The following is a 14,050-nucleotide window of genomic DNA, read 5'->3' as shown; positions in this document are numbered from 1 at the left end:
GACATAGGAGCGTCAACGCCCCTACCGAAAGCTGGTTTAACAGCTTCAAAAACGAGCGGTATCATGGCGTGCATTATGCCACGCACGCCGAAATGAAGGCGCCAGAGCACAGATGACGAAACCAAGAACATACACACCAGAGCTTCGTGAAGAAGCTGTACGTTCGCGGTGATGAGGGTGTTGCCGGGCATGGACGTGAAAGTTTTCGGGGTGGGAATGGCTGATTATCGGCCAACCACGAACGCACGGACATAGCGCTTTGCATCGAACGGTCATGAAATTGCACGCTGGATTTTGAAAACGTTGACCGTATTACCGATTACCCGCATTCTTCATTCTGAATTTACTTGAGAAACTTTATTCGATGTGGCCTCGTTCCCGACGTTTGTATCGCGGTAATCACTTGGCGCGCGCCGTGACGATCGACGATTTGCGGGACACAGCGCATGGCCGGCTGCCGGGGTTCATCGCGGAGTATCTCGAAGGCGGCGCAGAGAACGAAGTTACGTTGCGACGCAATCGCGAAGTGTTTTTGCAGCGGACATTCGTTCCGCGCGCACTGGTCGACGTGCACAAGATCGATGTATCCGCGCGCGTGTTCGGACGACGATTGCCGCTGCCGATCATCGTCGCGCCGACCGGTCTCAATGGCCTCCTGACCGATCAAGGCGACGTCCACCTGGCACGCGCCGCTTCGCGAGCGGGTATTCCGTTCGCGCAGAGCATGGTGTCGATGGCATCGATCGAAACGGTCGCGTCGCAGCTCGACACGCCGCACTGGATGCAGCTCTATGTGCTGCGCAATCGCGACTTCGCGCAGCATCTGATGGACCGCGCGCGCGCCGCGAATTGCGAGGCCCTGGTATTGACGGTCGATGGTCCCGTCTACGGCAACCGCGAATGGGACAAGCGCAATTACACGCGCCCGACGGTAATCGACTGGCGTAGTCGCGTCGACGCGCTCGCGCATCCACGCTGGCTCGCCGATGTCTGGCGCAGCGGGCGCGGTCCACATTTCGTCAATGTGGAAGCCTTCACCGGCACGTCGATGTCGGCCGCGCAAACTGCCGAATGGCTTCGCACGGAAATGGATGCCTCCCTCGACTGGTCGGATGTCGTGTGGCTGCGCGAGCGCTGGCACGGCAAACTGATCATCAAGGGACTGCTCGCGATCGATGACGTCGCGCGTGCGATCGATGCCGGCGCGGATGGCGTCGTGCTGTCCAACCACGGTGGCCGGCAACTCGATCTGGTGGCATCGCCCATGAACGTTTTGGCTGACGCGGTGCGCCTGGCCGATGGTCGCATCGCCGTGCTGCTCGATAGCGGAGTCCGGCGCGGCAGTGACATTGTCCAGGCGCTCGCAATGGGCGCGGATGCCGTGCTCGTCGGCCGGCCCGTGCTGTATGGACTGGCTGCGTGCGGCGAGAGGGGCGTGTCCCGCGCGCTCGCCATTCTCGCCGACGAACTCACTCGCACGATGGCGCTGCTGGGCCGCGTTTGCATTGAGGTCGGTCGTCAATAGTGGAGAGCAATGGTTAAGCCGCGAGTCGTGTTTCATAAAATCGCTGCATGCAGGCAGCAGGTGACAGATAGTCAAGACGGGCCTGCTTGCGTTGCCGGTTGTAGAAGATCTCGATGTATTCAGTGATGGCCTGTCGGGCCTCGTTGCGTGTCGTGAACCGGCGGTGACGCACGAGTTCGGTTTTAAGGGAGCCCCAGAAGCTTTCCATCGGCGCGTTATCGTAGCAATCGCCTTTGCGACTCATGGACATCCTCATGCCGAACTGGTTTGCTAGATCCCGATAGTCTTGCGAACAATATTGCGACCCGTGTTCCGAATGATGTATGAGACCCTCGCCCGGCTGGCGTTTGTGCAGCGCCTGGTTCAACGCAACCAGTACGAAGTCTGTGCGCATCGAGCACGACACGCGCCAATCAACGATACGCCTCGCGAACACATCGTTCACGAACGCTACGTACACGAACCCCGACCACGTCGAACGGTACGTAAAATCCGCGACCCACAGCGCGTCAGGTCGGTCGGCCCGGAACTGCCGCTTCACCAAGTCCGATGGGCACGGCACCGCATCATCTCGCTGAGTGGTCCTGATCACGCGGCCGCGCCGCACGCCCTGAATGCCCATCGCCCTCATCAAGCGCTCGACCGTGCAGCGGGCAATCTTAACGCCTTCGCGCAACAGCTGGCGCCACACCTTGCGCGCGCCGTACACGCCGAAATTGTCTTCCCAGACCTCTCGGATCTGGGCTTTCAATCCGGCGTCGCGGCGCGCTCGTGCTGATCATTGCTGCGGGTCGTGACGCCAGACGCGTGCCGATAGTATGTCGACGGGTCGATCGGCAGCAACCGGCAGATCGACTCGACCCCGTAGAGCGCACGATGATCGTCGATGAACGTGATCATGACTTCGGTCGGCGGTCGAGCTCCGCCAGCGCGAAATACGCGGACGCCTTGCGCAGAATCTCGTTGGCCGTGCGCAATTCCCGATTCTCCCGCTCCAGCTCCTTGAGCCGCGCCAGGTCCGTCGTCGTTGTGCCCGCCCGCTGCCCGCGATCCCGCTAGGCTTGAATTACCCAGTTGCGCAGCGTCTCACGCGACATGCCCATCTTCGAGGCAATCGAGCGCATCGCCGCGCCCCGCGTCTCGTATTCGGGCTGGTGCTCCAACACTATCCGGACCGCACCTTCCCGAACCTCCTCGGAATATCTCGCCCCTGTTGGCTTCCTTACTTTGCTTGCGTTTTCCATTCTTCAAATCTCCCGTTACAGCCAAGATCCAAAGTCTCCTACATTTGCGGGGCGCTTCACAAAGCAATCTGACCCATCCCCATCGTGATCACCTTCGTTATATTCACTGACCGCGAAACACCAGCTTCCATACTGTTCACGTTCATCGAAACGGCTGATCACCATCGCCAAAATCCACAATCAGGGCGTCCGCGCCCGCGTCGCCACGTGTCACCGCCGCGGTCGCTACACGGAAAGATTCCGAGAGGAAGCGGCGGCTCGGTACATTTTTGCTTCCATTCAACAGGTCCTCCAGCTACTTTGCTTTGGGTTGTTCAGGTTGTTCCGACGCAAAGCCACAAGCGCTCAATCAAGTGCCCAACGCAGCACAGGCATCAACTGCTGGGGTACGCTATGCGTTACATGAACGCTGTATTCAGTGGGTTTAGCGCGGCTTCGTGCTAGAAGGTAGATCGTTGAGCCAACTGACAATTTCCCGGCCAATTAAGTCGGGGTGGTCTTCCTGAACGTAGTGAATACCTTTGCCTAGCGCGACGGAGTGACAGGCCTTCAATCGCGTTCGGTAGTATGCGGCGCGTTCGACCGAAATCAGCGCACCGGGGTCGGCCCAGAAAAATAGCTTTGGGACATCTGTTTCGAGCAACCAGTTGTGGTAGGCGACTGCCATGGCATAAACGTCGGCCGGCTCGCCCGCGATCGGCAAGTCGTTTGGGAAGCGCCAGATCGGCTCACGACTTGCGGGGTCACGGAACGGGCGCCGATAGGCGTCGAGATCTTCCGAGGACAGTTGGCGCACAATGTTCTCTGGCACGATCCGCTCGATGAAAGCGTTTTCGTCGATCAGTAGCTTGCGGCTGCCCCCCGGGTCGCGGAACTCCCGGAAGTGTTGCGCGACAACCGGATTCATGTCTAGCCAAGTCGGCTGAGGGCAAATGATCTCCATTAACGCCAACCCCCGCACCTTGCGCGGATGCCGCCGCGACCAGTCAAGGCCGAGAGCCGAGCCCCAGTCGTGCAGTACAAGCACTACGTCGTCAAGGCCAAGCTTCTCGATGAACTGGTCGAGATAACGCGCCTGGTCAGGCACGCGGTAGGCAAGGTCAGGCTTGTCCGAGTCGCCAAAGCCGATAAGGTCAGGGGCTATGCACCGAGCATGCGCCGCCACATGTGGGATGACGTTGCGCCACAGGTAGGACGACATTGGATTACCGTGCAAGAACAGGATCGTTGGTCCGTTCCCGACATCCACATACGCCATTTGTGAGCCAAGAACCTCGAGCTTTTTGAGAGAACGCTGGTGCATCGTTGTAATCCAGTTGAAGACGACGTCGGATTGCCATGGAGGAATCCAATGAGGGCATCCTCGCCATGCTTGAGGTAGGCTATTTGCTTCCCATGAATAGTCGTGAAACGGTTTTCCTTCGAAAGTTGGTCCATCAGCTACCAACCCTGTCAGTTACCAAACTGATCAGTGTACAAACGATTCGACGCAATACCGCTGAATCGTCTACCGTTCTCGAGATAGACCAGAGCCCTTGGGTCGAAGTCGTCATCATCACAGCGAGAGCATGCAATTCGACACCGCCAAGTCGTTTCTCAGCAGCGTTCTCATTACCCAAAACCTGATAAAAGCCAGCGGTAAGCCGGGCGTTGTGTTCGCGAACCTTCGCCATTGCTAGGTGGTCGTGCGGCGCAAGTTCGGTCATCGTGTTTGCAAATAAACATCCGGACCCTGGCAAACCTTTCGCTACCCCACGTGAAATCTGAAACTCGAAGTACGCATGAACTGCATTTAGCATTGCTCCATCAGCTTCAACCCTCGAAAACGCGGGTGTAACGATTTTTTCCTTGTACGCTTCTAGGCAAGCGACGAACAGTTGATCTTTACCGCCGAATTCGCTGTAGATGGCTGCTCGACTTGCGCCAGTCGCGTCCACAAGATCTGCCATGGAAGCACCAGCGAATCCATAGCGCCAGAAATGCTCCATGGCGGTGACGACTATGGCGTCTTTAGCAAGTGTTCGTGATCTAGGCATAAAAGTCAGCCTAGCAGAACGATCATTCTTATACAAGCGATTTTCGTCAACAGCCCCGACAGGGTTATTCTTCGGTCGATCCTGCGCAATCTGAAGACTGGAATTCTCCTTCAGAACGAAATCAATGTACTGCGGACTCTACTGAACATGTGCGCAAAGTGAGTGAGGCCGGCTGAAACAGTGGACGCCAAACGTTCCGTAGAATTGAGGAATCGATCCACTACCGAAGCGAATCCCAAGGCTATGTAACGAAGGGATTTCGTGAAGAGGCAGTAAAGCTGGCAATGACTGACGGTGTCGGCGTGTCCGAAGCCGCACGTCGGATGTCAATAACGACGAAGACGTTGGCGTGCCTAGGTTCGCGCCGCAGAGGACGGTAAGTTGGAGAACGTAGGGCTTCACGATCGCCAGCACTGGGATTTCGATCCACTGCTGCGGGTCCGTGGGTGTTGTCGAGAATGCTCTCTTGGGCAAATCGGCGCTTTGGCGTTGGGTGCTCGAGCACCCCCTGAGTAGATCGTCGCTCTTGGCAAGAAGAAAGGAGATCGCAGCAATTGCTCCGAAGGAACGGCCGCTGGGCGCCGCGATGGCAGAACGATTTAGTCAATGGCCACGCAGGAGTTCACCGTCAGCGAAATTGGTTGTCCGAACGGCCCAAGGCTTGGGTAAAGCAGGTTTAGGGTTCCGACAATTCCGCTTGCGCGGCCTGACTAGGACCCGCCAGAATGGAAACTCGTCTGCGCCACGCTCAAACCTCCGAAGAATGGTCAATATCATGACTGCATAAGCGTGCCACAGCGCGTTTGCTTCAACGGTCTGATCGAAACGTGATCGAATCGGCCCTACCACTCGCCGTCCCCGGGTGAAAATCGGCGTCGCTTGCAGGTCGGCATTCGATGTCAGTAGCTCACCATCCCAATTCTTATCCGCCGCGCGGACTCCTAAGGCTTGTGTTCGGATTTTGGGTGTAATATCGATAAGCTACGAATCCCGCGTGCAGCCGTATCTGCTTCTTTGCAATCTCACCGATTTATTCAACGGGGAAGAACAATGCCGGGATTTCCTAATGACCTGAATAGTGCTTCCTGATGGGCTGGGTCTGGCTTCTCCTTGCGAGCGCGTTCGAGGTTGGCTTTACAACGACACTTCGACTGAGCGACAATTTCAAGAATCTTTATGCAGTTGCGGGTTTCGTAATCTGCGTAGCCCTCAGCCTGCTTTTCCTTGAACTCGCTGAGCGTTTAATTCCTTTGGGAACGGCTTATGCGGTCTGGACTGGTATCGGTGCCGTTGGGACGGTTGCGATCGGCATCATCTGGTTTGGCGAACCCGCAACAGCCGTCCGCCTGCTGCTAATTGCCGGGCTGATCGCGTGCGCGATCGGCCTTAAGTTTACGTCCGGCGGGTGATCGTGGCACCCACTTTCCAACGTCCGTGCCGCACTTGTGCGTAGAGACGGCGATACAGCCCTGCCGCTGATCAATAGGCGAGGACCAGTCAAAGCAGGTTCTGTCGCAACTACGATGCCGCGGTAAAGTTCGGGTTACAACCACCTTCGGCTCATAACGAAGGGTTTTGTCGCGATAAGGCCTTCTGATAATCTGTCTGGATGCAGAGCTGCTTTACTGCGACGAGACGATGATTCAGGGCCTGAAGGAAACGGGAAGTCAGCCTCAGCCTCAGACGAAGTGAGGTCGGTCGTCAATAGTGGAGAGCAATGGGTTAAGCCGCGAGTCGCGTTTTATAAAATCGCTGCACGAAAGCAGCAGGCGACAGATAGTCAAGACGGGCTTGCTTGCGTTGCCGGTTGTAGAAGATCTCGATGTATTCGGTGATGGCCTGCCGGGCCTCGGCGCGCGTCGTGAACCGGCGGTGATGCACGAGTTCGTTTTTGAGCGACCCCCAGAAGCTTTCCATCGGCGCATTGTCGTAACAATCGCCCTTGCGACTCATGGACATCGTCATGCCGAACTGCTTTGCTAGATCCCGATAGTCATGCGAACAATATTGACTGCCACGATCCGAATGTAGGATCAAACCGGCTGCGGGCCGTTTAAGTGCGACCGCGGCAAATAGCGCCTGCATTACCAAGGTGCGGGTCATACGTTCGCTCATGGCGTAGCCGACCAGCTCGCCGTTGAACAGATCCTTGATGCCGGCTAGATACAACCAGCCCTCATCTGTCCACACGTACGTGATATCACTCACCCAGGCCTGGTTCGGCATGCTCATGTCGAAGTTGCGTTCCAGCAAATTCGGTGCGACTGGCAAATCGTGCTTCGAATCCGTCGTGTTTCTGAACTTGCGCTTCTGCTTGCAACGCAGTCCCAGCTTGGTGCGAATGCGCCTAATGCGGTGAAGGCCAACGCATACGCCATGATCAAGCAGATCCGCCTGCAATCGCTCGCGCCCATACGTTTGCCGAGTTCGTTCGTGCGCCGCTACAATCTCGATTTCAAGGCGCGCGTTCTCTTGTGCACGTGGCGAGTCGAGCCGTCGGCGCCAAGCGTAGAAACTGCTGGCCCCTAGCTCAAACACACGGCACAGCACGGAAATCGGGTAGTCCTGTCGCATCGTTTCGATCCGGTCACATCTCACCGCGACTCCTTCGCGAAATAGACCGTCGCTTTTTTTAAAATATCGCGCTCCATCGTGACCGTCGCCAGCTCGCGCTTGACCCGCGCCAATTCCGCCTCCAACTCGCTCTGCGGCTTTTGCGTCTCGCCTACCTTCGTTAGCGTCCCTTTTCGCTCGGCAACGACCCAAGCGCCAAGCGTTTTAACCGACAAAGATAATCGGCCCGCAACTTCTCGCTGCGACAGTCCATCGACAAGAACGAGCTTCACCGCCTGCTCGCGAAACTCCTTCGTGTAGCGGCCTTTCGGTCCTCGATTCATTTGATCTCCATTTCGCTCATTCTACGAAACATTGATCTCCACTTTCTTCAGCCTATCTCAAAGAGCTATCTCTGGTCGCAGATGACAGATTCAGGAAATCCAATCCGCTGCTTTACGTACACGCCTGCACGCGGCGCGCATTTGGCCTACAAGCTGTTCACGGGTGTCCATAAGGGCGCGGTCCTGATGACCGATGGCTACGAACCCTATAACGCTTGAGGTCGGCTGAAAAAGATGGACGGCAACATCCCGTAAAATTGTGGAATGGAGGCGTTGATGAACCGAATCCCGAAGTCTTTTTACACGAAGGAATTTTCGTGAAGAAGCAGTGAAGCTGGCAATGACGGACGGCGTCGGCGTGTCTGAAGCCGCCCGTCGACTGTCAATATCGATGAAGACGTTGGCGAACCGGGTACGTGCTGCGAAGGCCGGCAAGCCGGAGAAGGTTGGACAGTACCAGAAGCCCCTGACGGAGATCGAGGCGGAGCTGGGTGGGGTCAAGCGGGAATTGGCCGAAGCGAGGATGGAATGCTATTTACTAAAAAAAATTCGCGGCGCGTTCAACCGGTCGTTGCGACACCTTCTGGTCTAATGTCGGCCGGGGAGGGAATGTCGGTGAATCAGAAACGAAAATGCGGGTTATCGCCTGCACAAAAAGACCTTGGCTCTTTTGAAAACTCAGTGGGTAATGCGGCTCAGCGGGCATGCGCGTTGAACGCGGCGAAGCTAAGTTTTCCGGCAATGAGAAACAAGACCGTGCGCATGGTTTCAAAGCGTGCATATCCACGAGCCTTGCGCTTTGCTGCCTGAAACAGCCCGTTGATGGCTTCGATGAATGCGTTGGTCTGACGGGTCTGGGTACAGGCACCCTCTGCGTCACAATAGATGTCGCCTCTGAATTTTCTTAATCCGAAGAACTCAGAGGTGTAGGTTGAATGCCAAACAGACGTATTCTGTTGAATTCAGGGAGCAGGCGCTGGCAAAGGTCCTGCAACGCGGCAACCGGTCCGTAGGAACGGTTGCCGCGGAACTGAACATGAACGTATTAACTTTGAGGAAGTGGATCCGCGTGTCTAACGCCGCAAACCGCAACCCGGGGCCAGTCGATGCACGGCGCCCGGAAGATTGGTCTTTGGAAGATCGCCTGCTGGCATTGCAGCAGAGCCATGGACTGAGCGCCGAGGCACTCAGCGCGTGGTGCCGTGAACGTGGCTTGTTTGTTCATCATCTGGACCAGTGGCGTGCCCAGTTTTGCTCGGCCGGCACCGCGAGCAGCGCACGTGCAAACGCTCCAGAACTGCGCGAGCTGAAACAGGCCAATGCGCAGCTGCAGCGCGAATTGAAACGCAAGGAAAAGGCTTTAGCGGAGGCGGCCGCGTTGCTGATACTTTCAAAAAAGTACCAGGCGCTGTTCGGGGACGAGGACGAATGAGCTCCCCCGAAGAGCGTGCGACATTGCAGGAGCTGATCGGCAAGGCGACTACAGCCGGGGCTCGTCAGGCACGCGCATGTGCTGTGCTCGGGCTAAGCGCGCGCACCGTGCAGCGCTGGCAAGGCGGCGGTCCTGAAGCAGTGGATGGGCGCGCCTTACGCCATCATGATGCTGTTCACAAGCTGTCGACCGATGAGCGCGCTGAACTGCTGGCGGTGGCCAACTCTGTCGAATTCGCTCATCTGCCACCGAGCCAAATCGTCCCTCGATTGGCCGACCAGGGCCGCTACATCGCCTCAGAATCGACGTTCTACCGGGTGCTGCGTGAAGAGAAACAGCTTGCTCATCGGCGCAGTGAACAACCAGCGCGCGCCCGCAGCAAGCCTCGCGCAGTTTGTGCCGACGAGCCCAATCAATTGTTCAGCTGGGATATCACTTACCTGCCGACGACAGTTCGCGGGCAGTATTTCTATCTCTATCTGTTCATGGACGTATTCAGTCGGATGGTCGTCGGCTGGCAGGTCTACGCTGAAGAGAGCAGCGCCCAGGCCAGCGAGCTTCTGAAGGACCTATGTGCACGTGAAGCGATCAAACCGGGTCAGGTGATTTTGCATTCGGATAACGGCGGCCCAATGAAGGGTGCCACGATGCTCGCCACCCTGCAGGCTCTGGGTGTCATGCCGTCATTGAGTCGACCGGGCGTGAGCAACGACAACCCGTTCTCGGAATCGTTGTTCAAAACACTGAAGTATCGGCCGGCCTATCCTCTGCAGGCGTTCGACACTCTATTTGCCGCGCGCGCTTGGGTCACCGTGTTGGTGCGCTGGTATAACCACGAACATCGTCACAGCGCGATCCGTTTCGTCACGCCTGCCCAACGGCACGCCAACCTCGACCAGCAGATCCTCGATCGCCGCGCGATGCTCTACGAGGCGGCAAAGCAGCGCAACCCGCTACGATGGAAAGGCCCCACTCGAAACTGGAAGCGCGTACACACCGTCCATTTGAATCCCGATCGCACAGACAACTTTGAACCCATCAAACGCAACCACCGACAGGAGCAAAAAGCCGCCTAAATTTAATCGTTGAGGCGACATCTACCTTGAAATCTACCGATATTCTGCGTGAGGTGATCAGCCCTCTTGAGGGTTTGAATTGCGAATAGGTCGCCTTCGTGGTGCATCGCGCGCTCGAGGTAGCCGACGTCTTTCGCTCTCTTGGCCCAACGTGGCGGCAATCCGCTAACCTGAGCCTGGGGCAACTGAAGGTCATGTCGGCGATCGAACAGTGCCGCAGCGCGGCGCTGGGAGGGCACGTGCTGCTCTGCGAAGGGTGCGCCGACGTCTTGATCGCCTACAACTCATGTCGCAATAGACATTGTCCAAGGTGCCAGGCTACCGCTGCGCGCCGATGGCTTGAAGCGCGTGAGGCAGATCTCCTGCCCGTCGAGTACTACCACGTCGTCTTCACGCTGCCGGCTGCGATCAGCGCAATTGCGTATTACAACAAGGCCGTCATCTACGGGCTGCTGTTCGATATCGCGGCTGAGACGTTGCGCACCATCGCCGCCGATCCGAAGCATCTCGGGGCACAGATCGGCGCCACGCTCGTCCTGCATACGTGGGGCTCCGCGCTTACGCATCATCCCCATGTGCATGGGATCGTTCCCGGTGGCGGGTTGTCGTCGGACCGAAGCCGGTGGGTAGCGTGCAAGCCAGGTTTCTTTCTTCCAGTGCGCGTACTCTCGCGCCTGTTTCGCAGACGCTTCCTCGAAGAGCTGGAGGCCGCCTATCGCCGGGGCCAGCTGCGCTTCTTCGGCGAATACGCCGAGCTCAACGAGCTCAGAGCCTTTGCTAAATGGCTTGCGCCAATGCGCGCATGCGAGTGGGTGGTCTATGCCAAACGCCCATTTGCGGGACCCAAAGCAGTGCTCGCCTATCTGTCGCGTTACACGCACCGGGTCGCGATCTCCAACCAACGCCTGGTCGCACTCGACGAACGCGGCGTCTCCTTCCGTTGGAAGGACTACCGTGTGAATGGACGCACTCGCAACAAGACCATGACACTCGAAGCCGATGAGTTTGTGCGACGGTTTCTGCTGCACGTGCTGCCGGGCGGCTTCCACCGCATCCGTCATTACGGTCTGCTCGCGAACCCTTCGCGGCGCGAGAATCTCGCGAAGATACGCGAGTTGCTTGGCGTAGTGCCTGCCCTTATCGAAACCAATGCCGACGTCGTAGCCACAGCCGCAGTACCGTCAACATTTGTTTGCCGGCACTGCGGTTCGCCGATGATCATCATCGACATACTGCAACGTAGCAGACCTATCCGGGCGCCACCGGTTGAGCGAGCCTACGCATGAGCGCCATCATGTCCGCGCGCACCGATCGACTGTCGGCTCTTCAGCAACGAGAGCTTAAAGGAGACGCTTGCGCGCATCGCACCAAACCAGCAGTTTGGCGCTCGTCAAATCCTCCACATAGCGATACGCTGCACTGTCGCTGCCACGATCTTGCCGATTTCGGTTCACCGTCATCCGCGTTTCAATCTATCCCACGCACGATCCGCCCTGATAAATCGCCATAGCAGTGAACGTTTCGATCACATCGGAGCACTCCGCGGTTCCCTCCCTTGGGGCTTGTAGGACGCCTGCCCGCCGGCTTCTGCGCGAGTTCGCTTGCACGCGGATCAGGGCAGGCATCCTACAACCCTAAACAATGCGATCCTCCAACGCACGTGCGAGCGTCCAATCTGTGCCCCTGTCGCCACGAGCCTCAAGATCGCCGTGTAGTTTCATCAGGCGGTTAGCGAGGCCATCGGCAAGCGCGTTGGGATTGTTGTCTTGCGTCATGTTCTATTGCTCCTTGTTTCGATTTACGATGTTCGAACAAGAGTAGCAGCGCGATACCAAAGCTCAGGCCAATTACCCACCCAGAATGGGACGTTGTCGTTACCCATCGATACTTCCCGAGTCCGCTGCCATGCTCAGTGCGGCGCTTGGCGAGTACAGGTTTAATGCCCCGTTCGCGCAATTTCTGTCGGTGTGCTTCGGAGTCGTACCCGCGGTCAGCATAGACGAATTGGGGCTTTTGCAAAGGGCGGCCGCGAATGCCACGGATGACTGGAATCGCGTCGATCAGCGGCAACAATTGTGTGACGTCGTGACGATTGGCACCGGTCAAGATAATCGAGAGCGGCACCCCGTTTGCGTCAGTAGCGACATGGTGCTTAGAGCCGGGCCGCGCCCGATCTACGGGGTTCGGCCCAGTTTTTGGCCCGCCCCAATAGCCCGCACGGAAGAGGAATCGACAACCACCCGCGACAAGTCGATCTGTCCAGCTGCGCGTAACTCGGCGAGCAGCAGTTCGTGCAATCGATCCCACACGCCTACTTCTTGCCAGTCGCGTAAGCGACGCCAACGGGTCACCCCGGAGCCGCAACCCATTTCGGCGGGTAGATCGTGCCAACGTAGCCCTGTGCGTAATACAAACACATTGCCGCTCAATGCCGCGCGGTCGGGTACCGGCTTGCGACCTGGATACTTCTCGCGTCGAGCCTTCGGCTTTGGCAGTAAGGGTTCAATTCGTTTCTATAATTCGTCGTCAATGATCGGCTTGTCCATTCCCTTGGTCTCGTCGTCACGATGGCCAAGGTTAATCTATGGTCACCCCCGTTTTTGCAACACTGAATTCGATGTGTGGTGGCTTGCTCAAATCTATCCGGCGTCGTTTTTGAGGAACAATCCTCGCGCCTCGATGAGAATCTCACCTAGTCCACTGCGTCATTGACTTGGCACCCTGTCTATGTTTGAATTTAGGTCATGGGCAAAATGAATCTGACAGATACCGAACGTGAGCAACTGCTTTCGGCGGCACGCAGCCGAACGGTGCGCGCGGCGGACGTGCGACGTGCAAAACTGATCTTGATGCTCGAGGACGGTGAATCGCGCGACGGGATCATGAGCGCACTGGGCTGCGACTCGCGTTTCATCGCACGTTGGTCGGGGCGCTTCCTCAACGAGCGACTGGCCGGCATGTACGCTCGCCACCCCGGGCGCGCTCCTGTGCAGCCGCCTGCCAAGTTGGAAGCGCGGGTACTCAGCCGCACCCTCAAGCACAAACCATCCGACGGTTCGACACACTGGAGCAGCTACAAGCTCGCAGCAGAACTGGGCGACGTGTCGGTCTCGGCCGTGCAGCGCATTTGGCGCAAACACGGCATCAAGCCGCAGCGTTTGGAACGACACATGGTCTCCAACGACCCGGACTTCGAGACCAAGGCGGCCGACGTGATCGGGCTTTATCTGAACCCGCCGGCGCACGCGGCTGTGTTCCGCGTGGATGAGAAGACCGCGATCCAGGCACTTGAGCGTAAGGACCGGATGCTGCCGCTGTCGCCGGGACGCGCCGAGAGCCATGGCTTCGAATACAAACGCAACGGGACACTCAGCCTGTTTGCGGCGTTCAATACGGCGACCGGCGAGGTGCTGGGCAGGACGGCGTCGCGCCACACCAGCGAGCAGTTTGTGGCCTTTCTGACTGACGTCGTCGCCAGCCAGCCCAAACGTCGGGAAATCCACGTCATTTGCGATAACGTAAGCAGCCACAAGACGCAGCGGGTGGTCGACTTTCTCACCGCGCATCGCAACGTGCGCTTGCACTTCACGCCGACTTACTCTTCGTGGCTTAACTAGGTGGAAAACTGGTTCTCACGCATTCAGCGTGATGTGATCGCCCGCGGCGTCTTCACTTCGGTAAAGGATCTGGATCGCAAACTGATGCGTTATATCCGCGAGCACAATCAGAATCCGAAACCAATCAAATGGAAATATGACGATCCTTCCAGTCGAATTCGCCCGGTGCCAAGTCAATGACGCAGTGGACTAGCGGTCCTGGTAACAGGGCGGGCTCAAAACT

At 57.6% G+C, this 14,050-nt stretch carries 10 protein-coding genes, 5 pseudogenes and 1 other annotated feature; of the genes and pseudogenes, 8 read left to right on the top strand and 7 right to left on the bottom strand.

The window, feature by feature from the left end; genetic code table 11:
- The first annotated feature begins 415 nt into the window (after positions 1–415).
- On the top strand, positions 416–1,525 hold the full coding sequence (locus tag AXG89_RS32395; RefSeq protein ID WP_162916190.1) for an alpha-hydroxy acid oxidase: 1,110 nt from the start codon (positions 416–418) through the stop codon (positions 1,523–1,525).
- Between the two features lie 13 nt (positions 1,526–1,538).
- On the opposite strand, the pseudogene AXG89_RS32390 reads toward AXG89_RS32395, so the two are convergent.
- The 3 genes and pseudogenes from AXG89_RS32390 to AXG89_RS32380 form a co-directional block, all read right to left on the bottom strand.
- Positions 1,539–2,769, bottom strand: a pseudogene (locus AXG89_RS32390) (IS3 family transposase).
- Positions 2,351–2,467, bottom strand: a sequence feature (AL1L pseudoknot). Its footprint overlaps the pseudogene before it by 117 nt.
- 424 nt (positions 2,770–3,193) lie before the next feature.
- Positions 3,194–4,072, bottom strand: coding sequence for a haloalkane dehalogenase (locus AXG89_RS32385; RefSeq protein WP_062174709.1), 879 nt, complete (start codon positions 4,070–4,072; stop codon positions 3,194–3,196).
- Positions 4,073–4,205: 133 nt separating this feature from the next.
- A complete protein-coding gene (locus AXG89_RS32380) occupies positions 4,206–4,841 on the bottom strand; it encodes a TetR/AcrR family transcriptional regulator (RefSeq protein ID WP_236873571.1) in 636 nt (211 codons plus the stop codon).
- A 179-nt stretch (positions 4,842–5,020) separates the two neighbouring features.
- Here AXG89_RS32380 and AXG89_RS43815 point away from each other — a divergent pair.
- A pseudogene (locus AXG89_RS43815) lies at positions 5,021–5,213 on the top strand (transposase); the annotation flags it as partial.
- Between the two features lie 680 nt (positions 5,214–5,893).
- Complete coding sequence (locus AXG89_RS32375) at positions 5,894–6,214, top strand: DMT family transporter (RefSeq protein ID WP_062174706.1); 321 nt, start codon at positions 5,894–5,896, stop codon at positions 6,212–6,214.
- 313 nt (positions 6,215–6,527) lie between these two features.
- Here AXG89_RS32375 and AXG89_RS32370 read toward each other — a convergent pair.
- Positions 6,528–7,702, bottom strand: a protein-coding gene (locus AXG89_RS32370) for an IS3 family transposase (RefSeq protein ID WP_119024612.1) whose coding sequence is annotated in 2 segments (ribosomal slippage) — positions 6,528–7,429 and positions 7,429–7,702 — 1,176 coding nt in all. Because the reading frame shifts where the segments join, the coding sequence is not laid out codon by codon here.
- Positions 7,703–7,783: 81 nt separating this feature from the next.
- Between AXG89_RS32370 and AXG89_RS32365 the strand changes: the two genes are divergently transcribed.
- Together AXG89_RS32365 and AXG89_RS32360 are read left to right on the top strand one after the other, a co-directional pair.
- Positions 7,784–7,921, top strand: coding sequence for an IS66 family transposase (locus tag AXG89_RS32365; RefSeq protein WP_442861775.1), 138 nt, complete (start codon positions 7,784–7,786; stop codon positions 7,919–7,921).
- 57 nt (positions 7,922–7,978) lie between these two features.
- Positions 7,979–8,255: pseudogene (locus tag AXG89_RS32360) on the top strand (transposase); the annotation flags it as partial.
- Between the two features lie 142 nt (positions 8,256–8,397).
- On the opposite strand, the pseudogene AXG89_RS32355 reads toward AXG89_RS32360, so the two are convergent.
- A pseudogene (locus AXG89_RS32355) lies at positions 8,398–8,568 on the bottom strand (transposase); the annotation flags it as partial.
- A gap of 65 nt (positions 8,569–8,633) precedes the next feature.
- On the opposite strand from AXG89_RS32355, the gene AXG89_RS32350 reads away from it, so the two are divergent.
- A protein-coding gene (locus AXG89_RS32350) for an IS3 family transposase (protein ID WP_236873570.1) occupies positions 8,634–10,210 on the top strand; the annotation gives its coding sequence in 2 pieces (ribosomal slippage) (positions 8,634–9,093 and positions 9,093–10,210; 1,578 coding nt in all).
- A gap of 98 nt (positions 10,211–10,308) precedes the next feature.
- Complete coding sequence (locus AXG89_RS32345) at positions 10,309–11,496, top strand: IS91 family transposase (RefSeq protein WP_062174703.1); 1,188 nt, start codon at positions 10,309–10,311, stop codon at positions 11,494–11,496.
- 348 nt (positions 11,497–11,844) lie between these two features.
- Here the strand turns inward: AXG89_RS32345 and AXG89_RS42555 are convergent, their stop codons facing one another.
- Together AXG89_RS42555 and AXG89_RS32340 are read right to left on the bottom strand one after the other, a co-directional pair.
- Positions 11,845–11,985, bottom strand: coding sequence for a hypothetical protein (locus AXG89_RS42555; RefSeq protein ID WP_162916155.1), 141 nt, complete (start codon positions 11,983–11,985; stop codon positions 11,845–11,847).
- A protein-coding gene (locus tag AXG89_RS32340) for an IS5 family transposase (RefSeq protein WP_442861784.1) occupies positions 11,939–12,717 on the bottom strand; the annotation gives its coding sequence in 2 pieces (ribosomal slippage) (positions 11,939–12,408 and positions 12,408–12,717; 780 coding nt in all). Before AXG89_RS32340 ends, AXG89_RS42555 begins: the two co-directional genes overlap by 47 nt.
- A 237-nt stretch (positions 12,718–12,954) precedes the next feature.
- Here AXG89_RS32340 and AXG89_RS32335 point away from each other — a divergent pair.
- Positions 12,955–14,007, top strand: a pseudogene (locus AXG89_RS32335) (IS630 family transposase).
- Positions 14,008–14,050 lie beyond the last annotated feature (43 nt).

Origin of the sequence: Burkholderia sp. PAMC 26561 (genome assembly GCF_001557535.2) — a bacterium.
Taxonomy (GTDB): Bacteria; Pseudomonadota; Gammaproteobacteria; order Burkholderiales; family Burkholderiaceae; genus Caballeronia.
Note: the sequence above shows the minus strand (reverse complement) of the source record. Positions and strands in the feature narration are given on the sequence as shown.

What these genes read in the sequence shown, in the direction of transcription:
- AXG89_RS32385 (WP_062174709.1), bottom strand. Translation starts at nt 4,072, where the DNA reads ATGCACCAGCGTTCTCTCAAAAAGCTCGAGGTTCTTGGCTCACAAATG.
- AXG89_RS32375 (WP_062174706.1), top strand. Translation starts at nt 5,894, where the DNA reads ATGGGCTGGGTCTGGCTTCTCCTTGCGAGCGCGTTCGAGGTTGGCTTT.
- AXG89_RS32365 (WP_442861775.1), top strand. Translation starts at nt 7,784, where the DNA reads ATGACAGATTCAGGAAATCCAATCCGCTGCTTTACGTACACGCCTGCA.
- AXG89_RS42555 (WP_162916155.1), bottom strand. Translation starts at nt 11,985, where the DNA reads ATGACGCAAGACAACAATCCCAACGCGCTTGCCGATGGCCTCGCTAAC.